General features: G+C 69.3%; 17 protein-coding genes and 1 other RNA gene. 9 read left to right on the forward strand and 9 right to left on the reverse strand.

The genetic code is table 11. From position 1 onward, the window contains the following. Position 1: 1 nt before the first annotated feature. Positions 2-1,834, reverse strand: a complete 1,833-nt coding sequence (locus PSC72_RS10505) for an Hvo_1808 family surface protein (protein ID WP_274325830.1) — start codon at positions 1,832-1,834, stop codon at positions 2-4. A 107-nt stretch (positions 1,835-1,941) separates the two neighbouring features. Between PSC72_RS10505 and rnpB the strand changes: the two genes are divergently transcribed. Then, positions 1,942-2,342: RNase P RNA component (gene rnpB / locus PSC72_RS10510), an RNA gene on the forward strand. A 120-nt stretch (positions 2,343-2,462) separates the two neighbouring features. Next, the gene (locus tag PSC72_RS10515; protein WP_274325831.1) at positions 2,463-2,633 is read left to right on the forward strand and encodes a hypothetical protein; all 171 of its coding nucleotides are present in this window, start codon (positions 2,463-2,465) and stop codon (positions 2,631-2,633) included. 79 nt (positions 2,634-2,712) lie between these two features. Here the strand turns inward: PSC72_RS10515 and PSC72_RS10520 are convergent, their stop codons facing one another. Beyond that, positions 2,713-3,075, reverse strand: a complete 363-nt coding sequence (locus PSC72_RS10520; RefSeq protein WP_274325832.1) for a winged helix-turn-helix transcriptional regulator — start codon at positions 3,073-3,075, stop codon at positions 2,713-2,715. Positions 3,076-3,133: 58 nt separating this feature from the next. Between PSC72_RS10520 and merB the strand changes: the two genes are divergently transcribed. After that, entirely contained in the window at positions 3,134-3,802 is a 669-nt protein-coding gene (merB, locus tag PSC72_RS10525; RefSeq protein ID WP_274325833.1) for an organomercurial lyase, read from the forward strand. A 51-nt stretch (positions 3,803-3,853) separates the two neighbouring features. On the opposite strand, the gene PSC72_RS10530 is transcribed toward merB, so the two are convergent. Next, complete coding sequence (locus PSC72_RS10530; protein WP_274325834.1) at positions 3,854-4,831, reverse strand: NDP-sugar synthase; 978 nt, start codon at positions 4,829-4,831, stop codon at positions 3,854-3,856. Between the two features lie 139 nt (positions 4,832-4,970). On the opposite strand from PSC72_RS10530, the gene PSC72_RS10535 reads away from it, so the two are divergent. Next, positions 4,971-5,261 (forward strand): transcriptional regulator, encoded by a 291-nt coding sequence (locus PSC72_RS10535; RefSeq protein WP_274325835.1) that lies wholly within the window; start codon positions 4,971-4,973, stop codon positions 5,259-5,261. Between the two features lie 33 nt (positions 5,262-5,294). Here the strand turns inward: PSC72_RS10535 and PSC72_RS10540 are convergent, their stop codons facing one another. Continuing rightward, a complete protein-coding gene (locus tag PSC72_RS10540; protein WP_274325836.1) occupies positions 5,295-5,852 on the reverse strand; it encodes a Rieske (2Fe-2S) protein in 558 nt (185 codons plus the stop codon). A 240-nt stretch (positions 5,853-6,092) separates the two neighbouring features. On the opposite strand from PSC72_RS10540, the gene PSC72_RS10545 reads away from it, so the two are divergent. Together PSC72_RS10545 and PSC72_RS10550 are read left to right on the forward strand one after the other, a co-directional pair. After that, entirely contained in the window at positions 6,093-7,349 is a 1,257-nt protein-coding gene (locus PSC72_RS10545; RefSeq protein ID WP_274325837.1) for a glycosyltransferase family 87 protein, read from the forward strand. A gap of 66 nt (positions 7,350-7,415) precedes the next feature. Then, on the forward strand, positions 7,416-8,492 hold the full coding sequence (locus PSC72_RS10550) for a saccharopine dehydrogenase family protein (protein ID WP_274325838.1): 1,077 nt from the start codon (positions 7,416-7,418) through the stop codon (positions 8,490-8,492). A 9-nt stretch (positions 8,493-8,501) separates the two neighbouring features. On the opposite strand, the gene PSC72_RS10555 is transcribed toward PSC72_RS10550, so the two are convergent. From PSC72_RS10555 to PSC72_RS10575, 5 genes are all read right to left on the reverse strand, one after another. Beyond that, complete coding sequence (locus PSC72_RS10555; RefSeq protein ID WP_274326164.1) at positions 8,502-9,437, reverse strand: aminotransferase class IV; 936 nt, start codon at positions 9,435-9,437, stop codon at positions 8,502-8,504. Between the two features lie 23 nt (positions 9,438-9,460). Continuing rightward, positions 9,461-10,225, reverse strand: a complete 765-nt coding sequence (locus PSC72_RS10560; RefSeq protein ID WP_382261630.1) for an anthranilate synthase component II — start codon at positions 10,223-10,225, stop codon at positions 9,461-9,463. Beyond that, on the reverse strand, positions 10,218-11,729 hold the full coding sequence (pabB, locus tag PSC72_RS10565) for an aminodeoxychorismate synthase, component I (protein WP_274325839.1): 1,512 nt from the start codon (positions 11,727-11,729) through the stop codon (positions 10,218-10,220). Before pabB ends, PSC72_RS10560 begins: the two co-directional genes overlap by 8 nt. A 69-nt stretch (positions 11,730-11,798) precedes the next feature. Then, positions 11,799-12,449 (reverse strand): helix-hairpin-helix domain-containing protein, encoded by a 651-nt coding sequence (locus tag PSC72_RS10570; RefSeq protein ID WP_274325840.1) that lies wholly within the window; start codon positions 12,447-12,449, stop codon positions 11,799-11,801. A 98-nt stretch (positions 12,450-12,547) separates the two neighbouring features. Beyond that, positions 12,548-13,345, reverse strand: a complete 798-nt coding sequence (locus PSC72_RS10575) for a shikimate dehydrogenase (RefSeq protein ID WP_274325841.1) — start codon at positions 13,343-13,345, stop codon at positions 12,548-12,550. A gap of 114 nt (positions 13,346-13,459) precedes the next feature. Between PSC72_RS10575 and PSC72_RS10580 the strand changes: the two genes are divergently transcribed. From PSC72_RS10580 to ftsZ, 3 genes are all read left to right on the forward strand, one after another. Continuing rightward, entirely contained in the window at positions 13,460-14,872 is a 1,413-nt protein-coding gene (locus PSC72_RS10580) for a sodium:calcium antiporter (protein WP_274325842.1), read from the forward strand. Position 14,873: 1 nt separating this feature from the next. Further along, complete coding sequence (locus PSC72_RS10585) at positions 14,874-16,274, forward strand: D-aminoacyl-tRNA deacylase (protein WP_274325843.1); 1,401 nt, start codon at positions 14,874-14,876, stop codon at positions 16,272-16,274. Positions 16,275-16,653: 379 nt separating this feature from the next. After that, positions 16,654-17,826, forward strand: coding sequence for a cell division protein FtsZ (gene ftsZ / locus PSC72_RS10590; RefSeq protein ID WP_274325844.1), 1,173 nt, complete (start codon positions 16,654-16,656; stop codon positions 17,824-17,826). Positions 17,827-17,881: the final 55 nt, after the last annotated feature.

The following is a 17,881-nucleotide window of genomic DNA, read 5'->3' on the forward strand; positions in this document are numbered from 1 at the left end:
CTCACTCCCGTCGGCGCAGCGTGAATCCGGCGAGTGCGAGCGCCGCGAGCGCGAGCGCCGCGCCGAAGCCGGGACCGTCGCCGGCGGTGGTCTCGGCCGGCGCGTCGGTCGAGTCGCCGTCGCCGCCGTCCATCCCGCCGTCGGCGGGGATGGGCGTCGCGGTCTCGGTCGCGTCGGTGTCAGTCTCGGTGCCCGTGGCCGTCTCCACGTCGCCCGGTTCGGTCGTCGTCGTGTCGGTCGGTTCGTCGGTCCCGGTATCGGTATCGGTGGGCGTCTCCTCCTCGCCGCCGCTGTCCTCCGGGGCGGCGCCGGCGCGGACCTCGCTCAGTTCCTCGACCGTGGGGGCGTTGACGAGCGTCACCGTCGACCCGGTCTGGTTGACGTAGAAGGCGTCGGCGTACTCGCCCTCGGGGATCCGGTAGGTGTTCGCGCGGCCGTCGACGGCTTCGGCGCCGTGGTAGTCGAGCAGCATCCGGTAGCCCTCGACGAACTGGGCGGCGTCCTTCTCGGAGTCCCAGACGGTCTTCCAGACGTAGCCCGTCTCGTTGGTCTCGGCGGAGTCGTTCGTCACGTACGGGTAGAGCCTGTCACCGTCCCAGCCGTCGGTGTACCGGGTCGTGTAGTTGAGCGGGTCGTAGGAGCTGACCTGGTTCGGGCCCGTGGTGTTGAAAAACGACTGCATGCTGACGACCGGCGACGCCTGCCCCTGGCTCGCGTAGGTGGGGTAGAACAGCATCGTCGCCAGTCCGGCCTCGCCGAACTGGGCGTAGTCGACGGTCCCGTTCTCCAGATGCGGGACCGCCCACTCCTCGTTCGACCGGTCGGTGAACGTCACGTTCGTCGGTTCGTCCTTCCCGTACTTCTCGGGGCTGATGACCTGCTCGGTACTCGCGGGCGGGTTCTCGTAGACGGCGTTGACGCCCTCCCAGCCCTCGGCCTCGTAGATCTGGTCGACGAACTTCGGGCCGTCGCTGTAGGGCTGGAAGCTGACGAAGTACATCCCGTAGTGGAAGCCCGCCGGCGTGGAGCCGCCGCCCCCCTGGGTCTGGGGCATCAGGCAGCTCCACTCGGCCTGGCACCGCTTCTGATAGAGGCTGTCGACGAGGTTGCCGTCGCCCTCGATGATTCCGTCGCGGGCGTTGTGGAGTTCGCGCGTCGTCTGGTTGAACGAGGAGAGGTTGAACCGCTGGTCCTGCAGCGCGTGGAACAGCTCCTGGGAGAGGGTCACCTCGTTCATCTTCGGCGAGGTGGCGTTCTCCGAGACGATGACGATCCGTTCCTGCCGGGGGCTGTAGTAGCCGCCGACGGACTCGCCGAGGTTCGACTGCTGCACCGAGATCGCGTCGGTGTCCTCGCCGACCATCAGCATCGCCTCCCACTTGACGTTCTGGTGGAGGGTGTTGTTGACCGAGTGGTTCCCGCCGGTCGCGTTGCTCTGGCGGAACTCCTCGCGGGAGATGACCTCGACGGGGACCGTCTGGTTGAACTCAAGTTCGCGGATCTCCTCGACGCGGGCCATCGAGCGGGAGACGACCGCGTCGAGTTCGGTGTCGTTGAGTCCGTCGTCGCGAGTCACCTCTATCGACTCGTTGTACCAGCAGCCGTTCTCCCAGCCGAGGGGATCGCCGTCGGGGTCCTCGATGGCACTCCCGTTCCCCACGGGCGCGCAGTCGTCGCTCGCCTGCGCCGCGGCGCCTTCGGCGTCGATACCACTCGCGTCGGACGACCGGTCCGTCGTCGCGTCGGCGACCGACTGGGCGCTCGCGACGGGGACCGCGGCCACCGCCGATAGCACCACGAGGCCGACGACGACTGCTGAGAGGGCTGAACGCATGTCTACCCGAACCATGGAGTGGACGCCATAAAAATCGCCGCACTGTCTGCCGGCGGATCGGCGGGCGGACCGAACGCCTTAATCGTCGGAGTCGTCTACGGTCCGGTGGCAGAGGGAGCCCGGCCTCCGTGCACCGGCACCCCACCGGGGCAAGGCGCACGAGGAAAGTCCCCCCACCGTCCGGGCAGGTGACCGGGTGCAAACCCGGAGCGGGCGACCGCTGGCGCTGGAACAGAAACGATACCGCTCCGCTCGACCGATGAGGCGTGCGAACCCGAAGCGACCGGCCTCGCCGGGAAGCGACGGGGAGCTAACCCGCCGAGGGCAGAAGGCGTCCGCGAGTCCTCCGGACTCGCGGGCTCGTCGGGCGCTTCGCGTCCGACGGTGGAGAACGGATGGAACGGCGAATCCTCACCGGTGCAAGTCCGCGCCGCAAGGTAGCCCGGACAGGGCGCGGACGCTCAGCCGAATGCCGGGCCGAACAGAAGGGGGCTTACTCCCCTCAGCCGTCTCAAACCGGCGAGCGGCGGCGCCGCCCACGCAAGCGTTCACTTGGCTTCCAGAACCCCCGAAACCACCGGTCAATGAAGGAGAAATACCTATTGACGTCGGAGACGAGTGGTAGTCCATGGCAACGACGGTCGGTGACGGGAGGGGCGGAAAAGAGATCGGGGCTGGGATGGGGCTCGGAATCGTACTCGGGACCGTGATCGGTCTCTATACGGATGATCTAGCGCTCTGGATCCCACTGGGGATCGTGTTCGGCGTCGCGATCGGCGCCGGTCTGAGCAGACGATAACTCCGCACACGTACGTAGCGAGTCGACGGGCCTGTTTCAGGGGCCAGTCCGGGCTGAGAAACCGGACGATCGACGACTGTTAACAGCACTCCTCGCCCCGCTCTCTCGCCCACTCGACGAGCGGTTGTAGCCGCTCGCCCAGTTCCGCGCCGTCGTCGCTGAGTCGGTACTCGACGCGCGGCGGGATCTCGGCGTAGCGCTCGCGCTCGACGAGCCCGGCCTCGACGAGTTCGTCCAGCCGTGTCGACAGCGTCGACGTGCTCGCGTCCGGGAGGTGTTCCTCTATCTCGCCGAACCGCACGGTCCCGTGGTTCGCGACGACGCAGACGATGTCCATCACGTACTTGCGGCCGAGCAGCGCCATCGGCTCGGACAGCAGGCAGTGACACGCCGGGTCGGTGCACGCACACTCGCTCTCCGCCATCGCTTCGGGTTCTCGCATCTGATTCGATACTTTGGACTTGACAGTTTAATAACTTTGCTCTCCGAAGTATAGACGCATGTGGATTGACGCAGGCAATTCGAACGGTACTGGATCGACCCTGTCGCTCGACGACGTGGAACTGCCCCCGGCCGTCGGTGAGGGGTTCGCGCGGCTGTACGGGAGCGACGAGCGACCGGAGACGGCCGCCGAATGGGTGGCGAATATCCGCGAGGCCATCGAGCGGACGCGCGACCGGAGCCCGACCGTCGACGACCTCTGTACGGTCGACGACGGCGACCACGCGTTCGTCGGCGCCGACGGGACGCAGACGTACATCTGCGTCCTCGACCCGCTCGTCTACCCGTTTCTGACCGGCGAGTCCGGGACTGTCCGGTCGACGACGCCCGTCCGCGGCACCGAGGTCTCCTTCGAGATGGACCCCGACGGACCGACAGTCTCGCACGACGACGCGCTCGTCTCTATCGGCGTCTCCGACGACGTCGAACAGGACGACGAGACGCCGATCGAGGCGGTCTACCAGGAGGTCTGCGGGTACATCCAGACCTTCGAGGACGCCGCGGAGTACGACGAGTGGGCCGCCGAGGTCGACGCGTCGACGACGGCCGTCCCCGCCGACGAGGGCGTCGCGATCGCCAGGGAGCTAGCGGACGCACTCTTCGATGCGGACGGCACAGCGGACGGCGGTGAGGCCGACGACTGCTGTTCCGCCGACGCCTGCTGCTGAAGCGGGCAGTCGGCCGGCAGTTAGAGAGAACGGGGAGGCGCGCCGAGGTAGTCAGTGCTCGCCGTCGCCGTTCGTGATGGTCGTGTGCGCGCCGATGAGCGCGCCGGCGAGGTCGAGGTTCTCGACGTGGGTCTCGCGGTCGATGATCGACTCGCGGATGTCGCAGTCGCGCAGCTCCGCCTCGGGGAAGACGATGGAGTTGTCCAGGTGCGAATCGACCACCGTCGAATCGCCCAGCACGTGGACGTTCTCGCCGAGCTCCGTCCCTTCGACGGTCGCGGTCTCGTCGATCTGGTTCTCGCCGTCGAGGTGCCACGCGACCGCGTCGAGATAGCTCTCGGGCGTGCCGATGTCGAACCACGCCTCGTCGAAGGGGAAGGCGTAGACCGAATCGCGCTCGACGAGCCACTGGACGAACCAGCCGGGCTCGTCGGGGTTGTTGCCGTCCGCGAGGTACTCCGCGAACCGCACCTGATCGGACGGGAAGACGTAGCAGGCGATCGAAACCAGCGTGCTGTTGGGGCTCTCGGGCTTCTCCTGGAAGTCGACGACCTCGTCGCCGTCCAGGGTGACGAGTCCGTAGGACTTGGCCTTCTCGCGCGAGCCGACGTCGTAGGCGGCGAGCGTCGTGCCGCCTTTCTCCTCGTAGAAGTCGATGAAGTCGCTGACGTCGAAGCTGATGAGGTTGTCGCCGGCGATGACGAGCAGGTCCTCGTCGTCGACGCCCTCGCGGTCGACCAGCTGGGCGAGCGCGCCGATGACGCCGAACTTCTCGTCCTCGTCGGTCGTGTCTTCGACCGACAGCTGTGGCTTCTCGTAGTCGCGCTCGGCGAGGTGCGCCTCGAAGTCGGGGGCGAACCGCTCGTTCGTGCTGACGTAGACGTCCTCGATCCGGTCGTCGGATTCGAGCTCCGACAGCACGCGATCGATGACGGTCGTCTCGCCCACCGGTAACATCATCTTCGGCCGATGGCGCGTGATCGGCCAGAGGCGGGTGGCGTACCCACCCGCGAGTACGACAGCGTCCATACGCCATCCTCCTCCGCCGCCAGTGAAGGTCTTTTTCATTGCCAATGAGTAACACAGCCGCGACGGGTGGCGATACCGGGCGGCCGCCGGCGGGTCCCTCCGGCAGAAAGGATTTGTGAACGCTTCCCCAACGCCCGGTATGCGCGAGGCCAGTCGGACGACGCGCCAGCGAATCGCCGACCGTCTGCGGGAAGAACCGATGGCCGCCGGGGCCCTCGCCCGCGAGTTCGAAGTCCGCACGGACGCCGCGCTCGACCACGTCGAACACATCTCTCAGTCGCTCGAATCCACCGACGAGACGCTCCTCGTCGCGCCGCCGACCTGCGACGACTGCGGGTTCGAGGAGTTCGACGACCTCGTCAACCGCCCGGCGCGCTGCCCGGAGTGCAAGTGCGAGTCCGTCACCGAACCCACGTTCGTCATCGAGTAGGGCAGACGGCCCCCTCGGCGATCGGCCGACCCGCTACAGGATCACGTTCGAGGACGACGAGAGGTCGTCGTCGTCGCTCTCGACCGGCCCCTCACCGACGTACTCGTATTCGTCATCGGCGAGGAAGACGCCGCCGTCGGCCACCTGCACGTCGATCTCGTTCAGGAACGCGCCCTCGCAGGGGCCGTAGGTGCACTCCCCGGAGTCGGCGGCGAACAGCGCGCCGTGGTTGACGCAGATCACCTCGCCGTCCCGGACCGGCGCGCCGGAGCCCTTGTCGAGTTTGATGTGGGTCATGTGCTGGCAGTAGTTCAGCCAGCAGGCCACGTCGTCGGCCGGGTCGCCGTCCTCGGTCGCGAGTCGCAACAGGATCGCCTCGCGCACGTCGTCGTCCTGCTTCATGTCGTCCGGCATCGCGATGCCGTCGTCGGAATCGGTGGAGTCCCCGTCTTCCGCGTTCGCGGCCGTGTTCTCGTCGGATCTGAGGGCCGCGTCACCGCTGGCGACGGCGGTGTCCTCCGAGCGCACGCGGAAGAGAAAGGTGTCGTCGGTCGAGAGGTCCGCCAGGTCGGCGATTCGCGTCCCGTCCATACTCGCCCGTGGGCCCATCGTCGCTTGAACGCACCGATCGGCGCAATCGACCCCGCCCGACACGAACGTCCGACGCGTCGGTGAGACCACGCGTGCTCGGTGGCAGCATCCGAGATCCAATCCTGCCCCGAACCGAATGTTCTGCGGAGGTGATGGCAACGATCGAGGGCAATCAGATCAGCGACTGGCGGCATCGAATTAGTTGCCCCAGGGGTTAGAATCCTAACAGGACGTCCACCGATGGCTGCACTAGCGAAACTCTGGGACCTGCGTGACGAGCGCCCGCTGTTCGTCGCTCTCTGTCTCGTCACCATCGTCCTGTTGGTCCTGTACCCGTTCGTCGACTGGTGGCTTCGGTCGATCGAAGTCGCGGGAGCGTATCGGTATCACGACTTCGGCGCCTTCCGCGCGGCCGTCGAGCGGTGGCACGCCGGCGAGGCGCTGTACCAGCGGGCCGAAGACGGCGGGTTTCACGGGTCGTACCTCTATCCGCCGGTCGTGCTCCCCCTGTTTCTGCCCTTCGAAGGACTGGACCATCGGGCCGCCGGCCAGACGTGGGCACTCCTCTCGGTGGTCGGGCTGTGGCTCGCGCTGCAGTTGGTCGTGCGTTCGGTCGGTGGCCGCTTGCAGTCGTGGGAGCGAGTCGGTCTCCTGTGGCTGCTCGCCGGGTTCCATCCGCTGCTGTTCGCGCTGAAGCTCGGCCAACTGGCGCCGTTCATGGCCGCGCTGCTGTGCGTGGCCCTCGTCGCTCTCGCGAACACGGGCGAGCACAGCCGAGCGTTCCAGTACCTGAGCGGGGCGGTCACCGCGGTCGTCGGGGTGATCAAATTCGCGTACGCCCCCGTCGGTGCGCATCTCCTCGCGGACTGGCGCCGATTCGTCGGCGCGATCGGCGCCGGCGTCGCGCTCGCCGTGATTTCGCTCCTGTGGTTCGGCGTGGACGTCCACCGCACGTACCTCGAGGTGCTGCTGTGGGGCGTCGGTCAGGGGTCGGGAAGCCGCCCGCCCACGTTGTGGCTTCCGGGGTACTACAAGCCGCTCCACTGGCTGCCTGCCGCGCAGTGGATCCGCATCGCGGTCAGCCTGCTCGTCGCCGGCTACGCGCTCCTGGCGCCTCGGAGTGCCCACCCGCTCGCGTTCGCCGTCGGAGTGGCCGCGTTCCCGCTGCTCACGCCGCTGGCGTACACGTACTACTTCGTCCCGCTCTTGCCCGCGATCGTCGTACTGCTCGCCGGCGAACTGGAGCGGGACGGGTATCCGGCGGTCCCGGTCGCCGGGCTCTTGCTGCTGCACCTACACGCGTTCGGCCTCAAGTTCGCGGTCGACTGGCTCCCGCAGTTGTTCCCCCCGTTCGAGTTGCTCGCTCCGTACTGGGTGCTCCAACCGGGGCTGTGGGGGAACCTGCTCGTGTTCGGGCTCGCGTTCGTCCGACTGCGCGAGGCGGCGACGCGGCCCCTATGGCTCGAACGCAGGTGGGGACAGGTCGCCAAGGACTGAGCGGGAGGGGCCACACGCGACCGGGACACCCCTATCCTTTTCCACGCACCCGGCGAACGCGGGGGCATGGCGGATCTCCTCGTCTACGGCTCCTACGGGTTCACGGGGTCGCTGATAGTCGACGAAGCGCTCGACCGCGGCCTGGACGTGATCGTCGCCGGCCGCGACCGCAACGCCGTCGAGAACCAGGCGATCAGACAGAAGTGCGACGAACGGGTCTTCTCGCTGGACGAGCCGCGACTGGTAGACCACGCGCTGGAGGAGGTCGAGGCGGTCCTCCACTGCGCGGGCCCGTTCGCAGACACCGCCGAACCGATGGTCGAGGGGTGTCTCCGGACCGGGACGCACTACCTCGACATCACCGGGGAGATCGAGGTGTTCGAGCGGCTGGCGGGGTACGACGACGAGGCCGCGGAAGCGGGCGTGATGGTCCTGCCCGGCGTCGGGTTCGACGTGGTGCCCACGGACTGTCTGGCGGCCCACCTCGCCGAGCGCGTGCCCGACGCAGACCGGATCGCCCTGGGGTTCGAGGCCTCCGGCGGGATCTCCCCGGGCACCGCGAAGACGGCTATCCGCGGACTCGGCGACGGCGGCGCGGTCCGGCGGAACGGGCGCATCGAGGTGGTACCAATCGGGATCGACACTCGCCGGATCGACTTCGGCCGAGGCGAACGCACCGCGATGGCGATCCCCTGGGGCGACGTGTCGACCGCCTACCACACGACCGGGATCGAGACCGTCGCCGTCTACACCGCCGTCCCCTCGTGGGTCCCTCGTGCGGCCCGTCTCGGCAAACTGTTCGGCCCGCTCGCCGGTTCCGGCCCGGTGCAGTCGCTGCTCGAATCGCTGGTCGACGCCCGGGTCGACGGTCCGGACGAGTGCGAGCGAAGAGACGGCCGGAGCTACGTCTGGGGCGAGGCCGAGACGGCCGACGGCGATCGGGCGGTCTCGCGGCTCGTCGCGCCCGAGACCTACCGCCTGACGAAGCTCACGGCGGTCGAGATCGCGGAGCGCGTCGTCGGTGGCGACGCGCCCGAAGGGTTCCAGACGCCAGCTGGAGCGTACGGGCCGGACCTGATCCTCGATATCGAGGGCGTCGAGCGGACCGACGACCCCGTCGAGACCGTCCAGAAGTCGGTCTGACCGGCCGAACTACTCGTCGCGTTCTTCGCGTTCGACGGTTTCTGCGTCGGGACGCTCTCGTTCGTCGTTCTCGTCGTAGTGCTCGCGCTCGACGCGCTCGTCGTACAGCCGCGCGAGGAGCTTGGTCATCGGGCCGATGCCCACGTCGATGCCGTCGACGCTCTCGATCGGGCGGATCTCCCAGGTGGAGTTGGTCAGGAACGCCTCGTCGGCGTCCCGCAGGTCGTCGACCGCGTACCGACTCGTCCGCACGGAGAACCCCTCGCTCTCGGCGAGGTCCATCACGACCGAGCGGGTGACTCCGGGTAGGATCGGGAGGTCGGCGCTCGGCGTCTTCAGGACGCCCTCGTCGACGAAGAAGCAGTTGCTCGTCGCGCCCTCGGCGAGGTAGCCGTCGGTGGTCCGCATCACGGCCTCGTCGGCGGCGAACTCGTCGGTCGCCGCCCGCCGGAGTTCGATGCGGGCGAGGATCCCCGGCAGGTAGTTGTGCGTCTTCGCGTCGGCCGGGAACGACTCGTCTGGCGGCCGCCGGGTCCGAACGGTCTGGACCGTCGCCGGGCCGTCCCAGACCGGGTCGCCGTCGACGCCGCCGCGGCCGAGCGGCGAGACGTAAACGACGACCGTCGGGTCCACGTCGGGGCCGGGCGTGAGCTTCCCGGGCTGGACGCCCCGCGTGACCGAGACCTTCAGGTACGCGTCCGCGAGGTCGTTCGCGGCGAGGGTCTCGTCGACCCGCTCGCGCAGGTCGTCGGGAACGGCGTCGCCGAATCCCAGCGTCTCGGCCGTCCGCCGGAGGCGGTCGCGGTGGGCGTCCCACTCGAAGGGCGTCCCGCCGTAGACCCGCAGCGTCTCGAAGGCGCCGTCGCCGTACATGAACCCGCGGTCCCGGACGGAGACGGTCGCCTCGCTCGCGGGGACGAGGTCGCCGTTCACGTGGTAGGTCAGCTCTGCGCCGTCTCGCTCGCCGCTCACAGCGATCCCTCCAGCGCCGCGCGACAGAAGCTCTCGATCATCTGTTTCCCGTGTTCGGTGAGGATGCTCTCGGGGTGGAACTGGACGCCGACGTGGGGCCGGTCGTCGTGGCGGACGCCCATCACGACGCCGGCCTCACCGTCGGACTCGCTCCGCTCGTCCGACGAGCCTCCGGTCGCTTCGCTCCCGGAGACGTCCTCCGTGCGGGCGGTCTCGGTCAGGCAGTCGGGCAGGTCCGCGCGCTCGACGGCGAGCGAGTGGTACCGACCGACCTCCAGGCGGTCGGGCAGGTTCGCGAAAATGCCGCGGCCGTCGTGTCCGACCGTCGAGGGCTTGCCGTGGACGACGGCCTCGGCGCGGCGGACCGGCGCGCCGTTGACCGCACAGAGCGCCTGGTGGCCGAGACAGACCCCGAGCGTCGGGTAGTCGAGGTCGCTGAAGATCGGCATCGAGACGCCCGCCTCCTCGGGCGTGCCCGGGCCGGGGGAGACGACGATAGCGTCGGGGTCAAGTTCGCGGATCCCGGCCACGTCGATCGCGTCGTTGCGGCGGACGACGACCTCGCCGTCGGCGACCTCGGGGAGCCAGTCGGCGGTCGTGACGACCTCGCCCAGGTACTGGACGAGGTTGTATGCGAACGAGTCGTAGTTGTCGACGACGAGGACGGTCATCTCTTCCACGGTGTCGACGGCGGTCGCGTCTGCGGCGAGTCGGTCCTCGGAGGCCCCGGCTGCGGCGTCCGGCGCGGAGGGGTCAGTCATGGTCCTCCACGGTGAACGCCGCGCGGTCGCCGAGCGCCTCGTCGACGGCGGTGACGAGCGCGCGGCCCTTGTCCAGCGTCTCCTCGTACTCGCGGTCGGGGACCGAGTCGTGGACGACGCCGGCCCCCACGCGGAGGTGGTACTCCTCGCCGTAGCGGACGAGCGTCCGGATCACGATGTTGAGCGTCGCCCGCCCGTCGAACCCGAAGATGCCGATGCTGCCGGTGTAGGGCCCCCGACGGGTCGACTCGACCTCGTCGATGATCTCCATGGTCCTGGGTTTCGGCGCGCCGGTGATCGTGCCGCCGGGGAACACGGCGGCGACGGCGTCCCCGAGGTCGAACTCGGGCCGGAGGCGGCCCTCGACGAGCGAGACGAGGTGCATCACCTCGGAGTAGCGGTCGACGCGGCGGTACTCGCTGACCTCGACGCTGCCGTACTCGCTGACCTTCCCGAGGTCGTTGCGTTCGAGGTCGACCAGCATCGCGTGCTCGGCGCGCTCTTTCTCGTCGGCTGTGAGGTCCTCCGCGAGGAACTCGTCCTCCTCGGGCGTGTCCCCGCGCGGGCGCGTCCCGGCGATGGGTTCGGTGACGAGGCGGTCACCGTCCCGGTGGAGCAGGAGTTCCGGGCTCGCGCTCACCAGGTCGACGCCGGGGAACTCCAGGAGCGCGGAGTACGGCGCCGGGTTCACGGTCCGGAGCGCGTCGAAGGCCGCGACGGGGTGGACGGCCGCCGGTGCGGTGAGTCGCTGGGAGACGTTCGCCTGGAACGTGTCGCCGTCGCGGATGTACTCCTTGACGCGGCGGACGCGGTCCGCGAACGCCGCCCGGCCGCAGTCGCTCTCGAACTCGGCCTGGTCGGTCGCCACGGGCGGGTCGCCGACCGCGGGGTCGCCCTCGACAGCGGCACGGGCGAGTTCGAGAGCGCGGTCGCGGCCGTACTCGTAGGCCGCTTCCGGTTCGAGTGCGTCGGGCGCGTCGCCGCCGACGGGCGGACAGGCGGTGATCCGGAGCGTCGTCTCGCCGTCGGTCGGTTCTTCCCAGGCGGCGAGGCAGTCGTAGACCCCGATCTGGAGGCGCGGCAGCTCTCGGTCGCGGTCGGAACTCGCGGGTAAGTCTTCGAGTTCGCGGGCCACGTCGTAGGAGAGCCAGCCGACGGCGCCGCAGGGGTAGGGCACGTCGCAGTCGCCGCGGGCGAGCGACTCCCGGTCGAGCCGGTCGACGAGCGCGGCGATGCTCGGCGATTCGCCGCTCGGTGCGTCAGGAACGTCGTCGGGTTCGACCGACAGCCGGTCGACGGGGTCGACGCCGAAGTAGCCCCAGCCGGACTGCCCGCCGGTGGTTTCGAGGTGGAAGCCGCCGGCGCCGTCGCGGGCGCGGCGGTAGGCGTCGAACGGGTCGGCCACGGGGACGCGGACCTCGACGGGGACGCGAGCGCCCCTCGGCCCCGCCGCCGCGGCGCGCTCGAACGCCTCCCTGTCGGTGACGATCCGTGGCTCGGTCATCGGCTGGACAGAACAGGGCGGAGAGTAACCGTTTTGCGGTCGACGCAAGCGACGGAGGGCTCGACCGCGTCAGTAGAGCTTCGCCTGCTCGACCCAGTTCTCGACGCGCGACTCGGCGATGTCGGTCTCCTCCGCGATCTCGGCTGGATCGGCGGCGGCGAGTCCGCCGACCCCCTCGACGCCGGCGGAGCGGAGCCGCTCGGCGTACGTCGGCCCGATCCCCTTGATGTCCTCGAGTTCGGCGTCCGGCGCCGGCTCCTCCGGGTCGGGCGCGGCCTCGTCCGTCTCGCTGCTCTCGTCGGCCTCGTCCGCGTCCTCCGCGGACGCGTCGTCCGGTTCGGCCCCCTCGGCCCCCTCGGTTGATTCGGTCGATTCGGCCTCTTCGATCGGTTCGGCGGCCTCGTCGTCCCCCTCGCCGTCGGCACTACCGGCGTCGACGTCCGATTCCGTCTCGGTCTCCGGTTCGGTCTCCGTGTCGGGTTCGGTTTCGGCGGCCGACTCGGCGTCGGTCGTCGACTCGACGTCGGCCGTCGGACCGGCGTCGCCGGCGGTGTCGGTCCCCTTGACGGCGTCTTCGCTGGCGGTCGCGGGTTCGTGCTCGACGGTCACGTCGACGCCGTCGCCCGGCGACGGGCCGTCTGTGGAGGACGGTGCAGACTGAGAACTCGACGCAGAAGTGCCCAGCCCGAGTGCAGATTTGATACGCTCGATAAGCCCCATGGCTGGCAATAGCGTACCCCATCACTTAACCTCTTTCTGCGCTCCCGGCGAGGATGGGACCAGCCAGCGACCCTCCGTCGGGTGGGATCCGGTCCGATTCAGAGCCGCGACCGGAGCGCGTCGTTCATCTCCTCGACCGGCGCATCTCGGCCGGTCCAGCGCTCGAACGCCTCGACGCCCTGGTAGAGGAGCATCCAGGCGCCGTCGACCGTCGTGGCGCCCACCGCTTCGGCGTCCCGGAGGAGTCGCGTCTCCAGCGGCCGGTAGACCGCATCGAGGACGCCGAGATCCCCGTGCAGCGCCTCCGCGGGAACCGGCGTGGCGTCTTCCTCCATGCCGACGCTCGTCGCGTTGACCAGCACGTCCGCGTCCGCGAGCAGGTCCGCCAGCGAACCGAGGCCGTGGCCGGTCGCGTCGGGGACGTCGGCGGCCAGATCGTGGGCCTTCGACTCGGTGCGGTTGGCGATCCGGACCTCCATCCCCTCGTCGGCGAGGCCGAACGCGACCGCGCGTCCGGCGCCGCCTGCGCCGACGACGACGGCCGTCCCGGAGAGTGACACGTCGTGGGCGTGGAGCGCGCGCGTCGCGCCGACCGCGTCGGTGTTGTGGCCGGTCGGCGTCTCGCCGGAGAAGTCGACGGTGTTGACCGCGCCGATGCGGCGGGCGAGGGAGTCGGGTTCGACCGCCGCGAGCACGTCCTGTTTGAACGGAATGGTGACGTTGAGGCCGGCGACGCCCAGGTCGGCGGCGCCCTCGACCGCGGCCGCGGCGCCGTCTCTCGGCGGTTCGAACGTGACGTAGCGGGCGTCGAGACCGAGCGCCTCGTAGCCCGCCTCGTGCATCGGCGGCGACAGCGAGTGGCCCACCGGGTTGCCGATGAGTCCGTAGACGTCCATACCGGCCCCTGTGGGGCGGCCGACATAATCGATGCGTTCCGTCGGCTCCCGTCGGGACCCACCGGCGTCGATCATTCGCAACTATTTCATGCGGACACGGCGTGACACTCGGTAGTGAGCCGTCTCAGTCACCCACTGGTTCAGGTCGCGGCCGCACTGGCGCTCACCGCGGGCTGGGTCGCCGTCTTCTTCGGCGGCGGCGCGCTCCCGGTGATACCGACCTACGAGGAGTTAGGCGTCGTTCTGACCGTCGTCGTCAGCGGCGTCGCCGTCCTCGGCGCCTCGTTCCTGCTCGCGTGGGGCGCCGAGACGGCGGAGAAAGACGTCCCGCGGGCGTTCGCCATCGCCGTCCTCGCGGTGCTGGCGGTCGCCCCGGAGTACGCCGTCGACGCGCTCTACGCCTGGAACGCGGGCTCGGGCGGCGCGACCACCGCCGCGTGCGCCGACCTCTCGGCGGCCGCCGTCGAGGCCGGCGAGACGCAGCTCGCCCGCGCCTGCCACGACGCCAATCTCGCGGTCGCGAACATGACCGGCGCCAACCGCATCCTCATCGGCATCGGCTGGGCCGGGATCGCCGTCTTCACGGTCTGGCGCGCCGCCAAGACCCACGACTCGGCCGTCCGGGACCGCGAGGGGTGGCTCTCGGACGCCGTCACGCTCGACCGCGCCATCGCGACAGAGGTGGCTTTCCTCTTCGCCGCGACGGTCTGGGCCTTCTTCGTGCCGCTCGGCGGCGGCATCGACGCGCTGGACACGTTCCTGCTCGTCGGCCTCTACGTCACCTACATCGGGATCATCATCCGCGGCGACGTCGACGCCGAGGAGGAGCACGTCGGCGTCCCGAACTACTTCCAGCAGTGGTCGCTGCCCTGGCGGCCGATGGTCGTGCTCACGCTGTTCGCCTACTCCGGCACGATGATCTTCACCGCCGTCGAGCCGTTCGCCCACGGCCTGGAGACGATCGGCGTCGAGAACGGCATCCCCGAGTTCTTCATGATCCAGTGGATCGCGCCGCTGGCCAGCGAGTCGCCCGAGCTCATCGTCGTGGTCGTCCTCGTGAACAAGGCCCGGTCGACCGCCGGGTTCAACGCGCTCATCTCCTCGAAGCTCAACCAGTGGACGCTGCTCATCGGGACGCTCTCGGTCGTCTTCTCGCTGGCGTACGGGCAGTACGGCGTCCTCCCCTTCGACCAGAAGCAGGCCGCCGAGATCTGGATCACGGCCGCCCAGTCGTACTTCGCGCTGGCGATCCTCGTCAACTTCGAGATCAGCGTCCGCGAGGCGCTGACCATCTTCGTCCTGTTCATCTCGCAGGTGCTGCTGGAGTTCATCATCATCCGCGACATCGTGGCGCTCCCGCTGACGAGCTACGAACTCCTGCTCGTCTACGCGGCGGCGTACGCGCTCCTCGGGACGGCGCTGTTCGTCATCCGCCGCGAGGCGCTCAAGGAGATGCTCGGGCTGGCCGCCGACGCCGGCCGGACCGCCCTCGGCCGCGAACCGGTGCACCCGGAGTACGCCGACTGAGATGCTCGCCGTCGTCGTCTCCCGGGCGGACTCCGCCTCCGTCCACGTCGGCGAGCGCCTGCGCGACCTCGCCGACTGGACCGAACACGCCGACGGGACCCGTCCCGACGCCGACGGGGGCGGGACCGTCTTTCGGACGGACGCCGTCGAACTCCGCGAGTTCGACGACCTGCACCTGAACCTGGCGGACGCGGGCGACGCCTTCGGTCGGGTCGACGACGAGGAGACGGTCCGCGAGCCGGACCTGCTCGTCTTCGCCTCCCGACACGCCGGTGAGACGGACGAACTCCTGACCGCACACCCGACCGGTAACTTCGGACCCGCGGAGTACGGCGGGGAGACGGGTCACTTCGCGCGGACGTGTCCGAACGCCCACAGCCGCGTGGTAGAGGCGCTGGAATCGCACGCGCCGCCGGGCTACGAGGTCGGAATCGAGTGCACGCACCACGGTCCGACCGAGGTCGGCGTCCCCTCGATGTTCGTCGAGGTCGGCAGCGACGAACCGCAGTGGGACGACCCCGACGCCGCCGAGGCCGTCGCGCGGGCCATCCTATCGCTCCGCGAGGTCGCCCCCGATGCACCCACGGAGAACGGCAGACGGCGCCACCTCGTCGGCTTCGGCGGGGGTCACTACGCCCCCCGATTCGAGCGGATCGTCCGGGAGACCGACTGGGCGGTCGGCCACGTCGCGGCCGACTGGTGCCTCGACGCGATGGGCGACCCCGACGCCAACCGCGACGTGATACGGCGCGCGTTCGAAGCCAGCGCCGCCGACTACGCGGTCGTAGAGGGCGACCGACCGGGGCTCCGGGAGGTCGTCGCCGACCTCGGCTACCGCGCCGTCGGCGAGACGTGGGTCCGTGAGACTTCGGGCGTCCCGCTCGCGCTGGTCGACGTCGTCGAGGAGCGACTGGCCGCTGTCGACGAAGGCGTCCGATTCGGCGACAGTGCGGTCGGGTACGGACGGGACCCCGACCGCGGAGACCTCTCCGTGGTCGACCTCCCCGAGGAACTCGTGGCCGCCGCCGAGGGCGTCGACCCCGACGCGACGCGCGCTGCGGTCGAAGCGGCGACGGTCGCCTACGAGACGACCGAGGGCGGGACCCGACTCGGTCGCCGGGCCGTCGTCGACGCCGACCACGACGGGGACGCGCTCGTCGACGAACTCGCCGGCGTCCTCGGAGAGCGATACGACTCCGTCGAGCGGGAGGCCGGCACCGTCGTCGCCCGCGAGACGGCGTTCGACCCCGAGCGCGCCCGTACGCTCGGCATCCCGGACGGCCCGAAGTTCGGGAAACTCGCCGAGGGCGAAGCCGTCACCGTCGACGGCGACCGGATCGACCCCTCGGTCGTCCACGTCGACCGCGAGCATCGCTTCCCCGTCGGCGACCTTCTCTCGTAACTGACCGCTCGCGGGAGCGACACCGTTGGGCCCACCGAGCGACGCCGATGCCGTCCCCCGAGCGACGGCGCCACGGAGCGCACGTCCGAGACGAGATGGTTCACCGTGTCGCGCGGATCCGCGCCCGCACTTCCCAGACTGCGCGCCGTCAGTAATCGCGACCATCCGGTACGTAGCTGATCTCCAACTGAAACGTACCCGTCCGTCCGGCGGCGATCCCGCCGTTTCAGGTGGAGATCGGCAGAGACGCCGATACGGCTGAGTAACGCGGGCTTACGGACGGGAACCGTCCGGTACGCCCGTGTTACCGATCGTCAGTCAGGCGTCTGACGCTCAGGGGAAGCTTCATAAATGTTGGCCATCAACGGCAACTTAAATTATGGACTCTATAATCGACGACGCGATCGACGAGGCCGAGGAAGAGCGCGAAGAGGCGGCCCAGCAAGGCGGCGGACAGGCCCAGGAGAGCACGGGAACGACGGGGACGGACGAGATGTCGACCTCCGGGCAGATGTCCGACGAGGAGCTGGCCGATGTCGTCAAAGATCTGGAGACGAAGATCACCGTCGTCGGCTGCGGGGGCGCCGGCGGCAACACCGTCACGCGGATGATGGAAGAGGGGATCCACGGGGCGAAGCTCGTCGCCGCGAACACGGACGCCCAGCACCTCGCCGACGAGGTGGCCGCGGACACGAAGATCCTCATCGGTCGCAAGCGAACCGGCGGTCGCGGGGCCGGTTCCGTCCCCAAGATCGGCGAGGAAGCCGCACAGGAGAACATCGAGGACATCCAGCAGTCCATCGACGGCTCGGACATGGTGTTCGTCACCGCGGGCCTCGGCGGGGGCACAGGGACCGGTTCCGCGCCGGTCGTGGCCCAGGCCGCCCAGGACAACGGCGCGCTCACCATCTCCATCGTCACGATCCCCTTCACCGCGGAGGGCGAGCGCCGGCGCGCCAACGCCGACGCCGGTCTCGAACGGCTGCGCGCCGTCTCCGACACGGTCATCGTCGTGCCGAACGACCGCCTGCTCGACTACGCGCCGAGCATGCCCCTGCAGGACGCGTTCAAGATCTGCGACCGCGTCCTCATGCGCTCGGTCAAGGGCATGACCGAACTGATCACCAAGCCCGGCCTCGTCAACGTCGACTTCGCCGACGTTCGCACGATCATGGAGAACGGCGGCGTCGCCATGATCGGCCTCGGCGAGTCCGACAGCGAGAACAAGGCCCAGGACTCCATCCGCTCGGCCCTGCGCTCGCCGCTGCTCGACGTGGAGTTCGACGGCGCGAACTCCGCGCTCGTCAACGTCGTCGGCGGTCCCGACATGTCTATCGAGGAAGCCGAGGGCGTCGTCGAGGAGATCTACGACCGCATCGACCCCGACGCCCGCATCATCTGGGGCGCCTCGGTCAACAACGAGTTCGAGGGCAAGATGGAGACGATGATCGTCGTCACCGGCGTCGAGTCCCCGCAGATCTACGGCAAGAGCGAGGCCGAGAAGGAACGCGCCGCGAAGGAACTCGGCGACGACATCGACTACGTCGAGTAATCGGACTCGATAGCCTGGATTCTCCGTTCTTTCTGTCCTTCTAGCGCCGCTTCTG

The sequence above is a fragment of the Halosimplex aquaticum genome (assembly GCF_028747785.1).
In the GTDB taxonomy this organism is placed as follows: domain Archaea; phylum Halobacteriota; class Halobacteria; order Halobacteriales; family Haloarculaceae; genus Halosimplex; species Halosimplex aquaticum.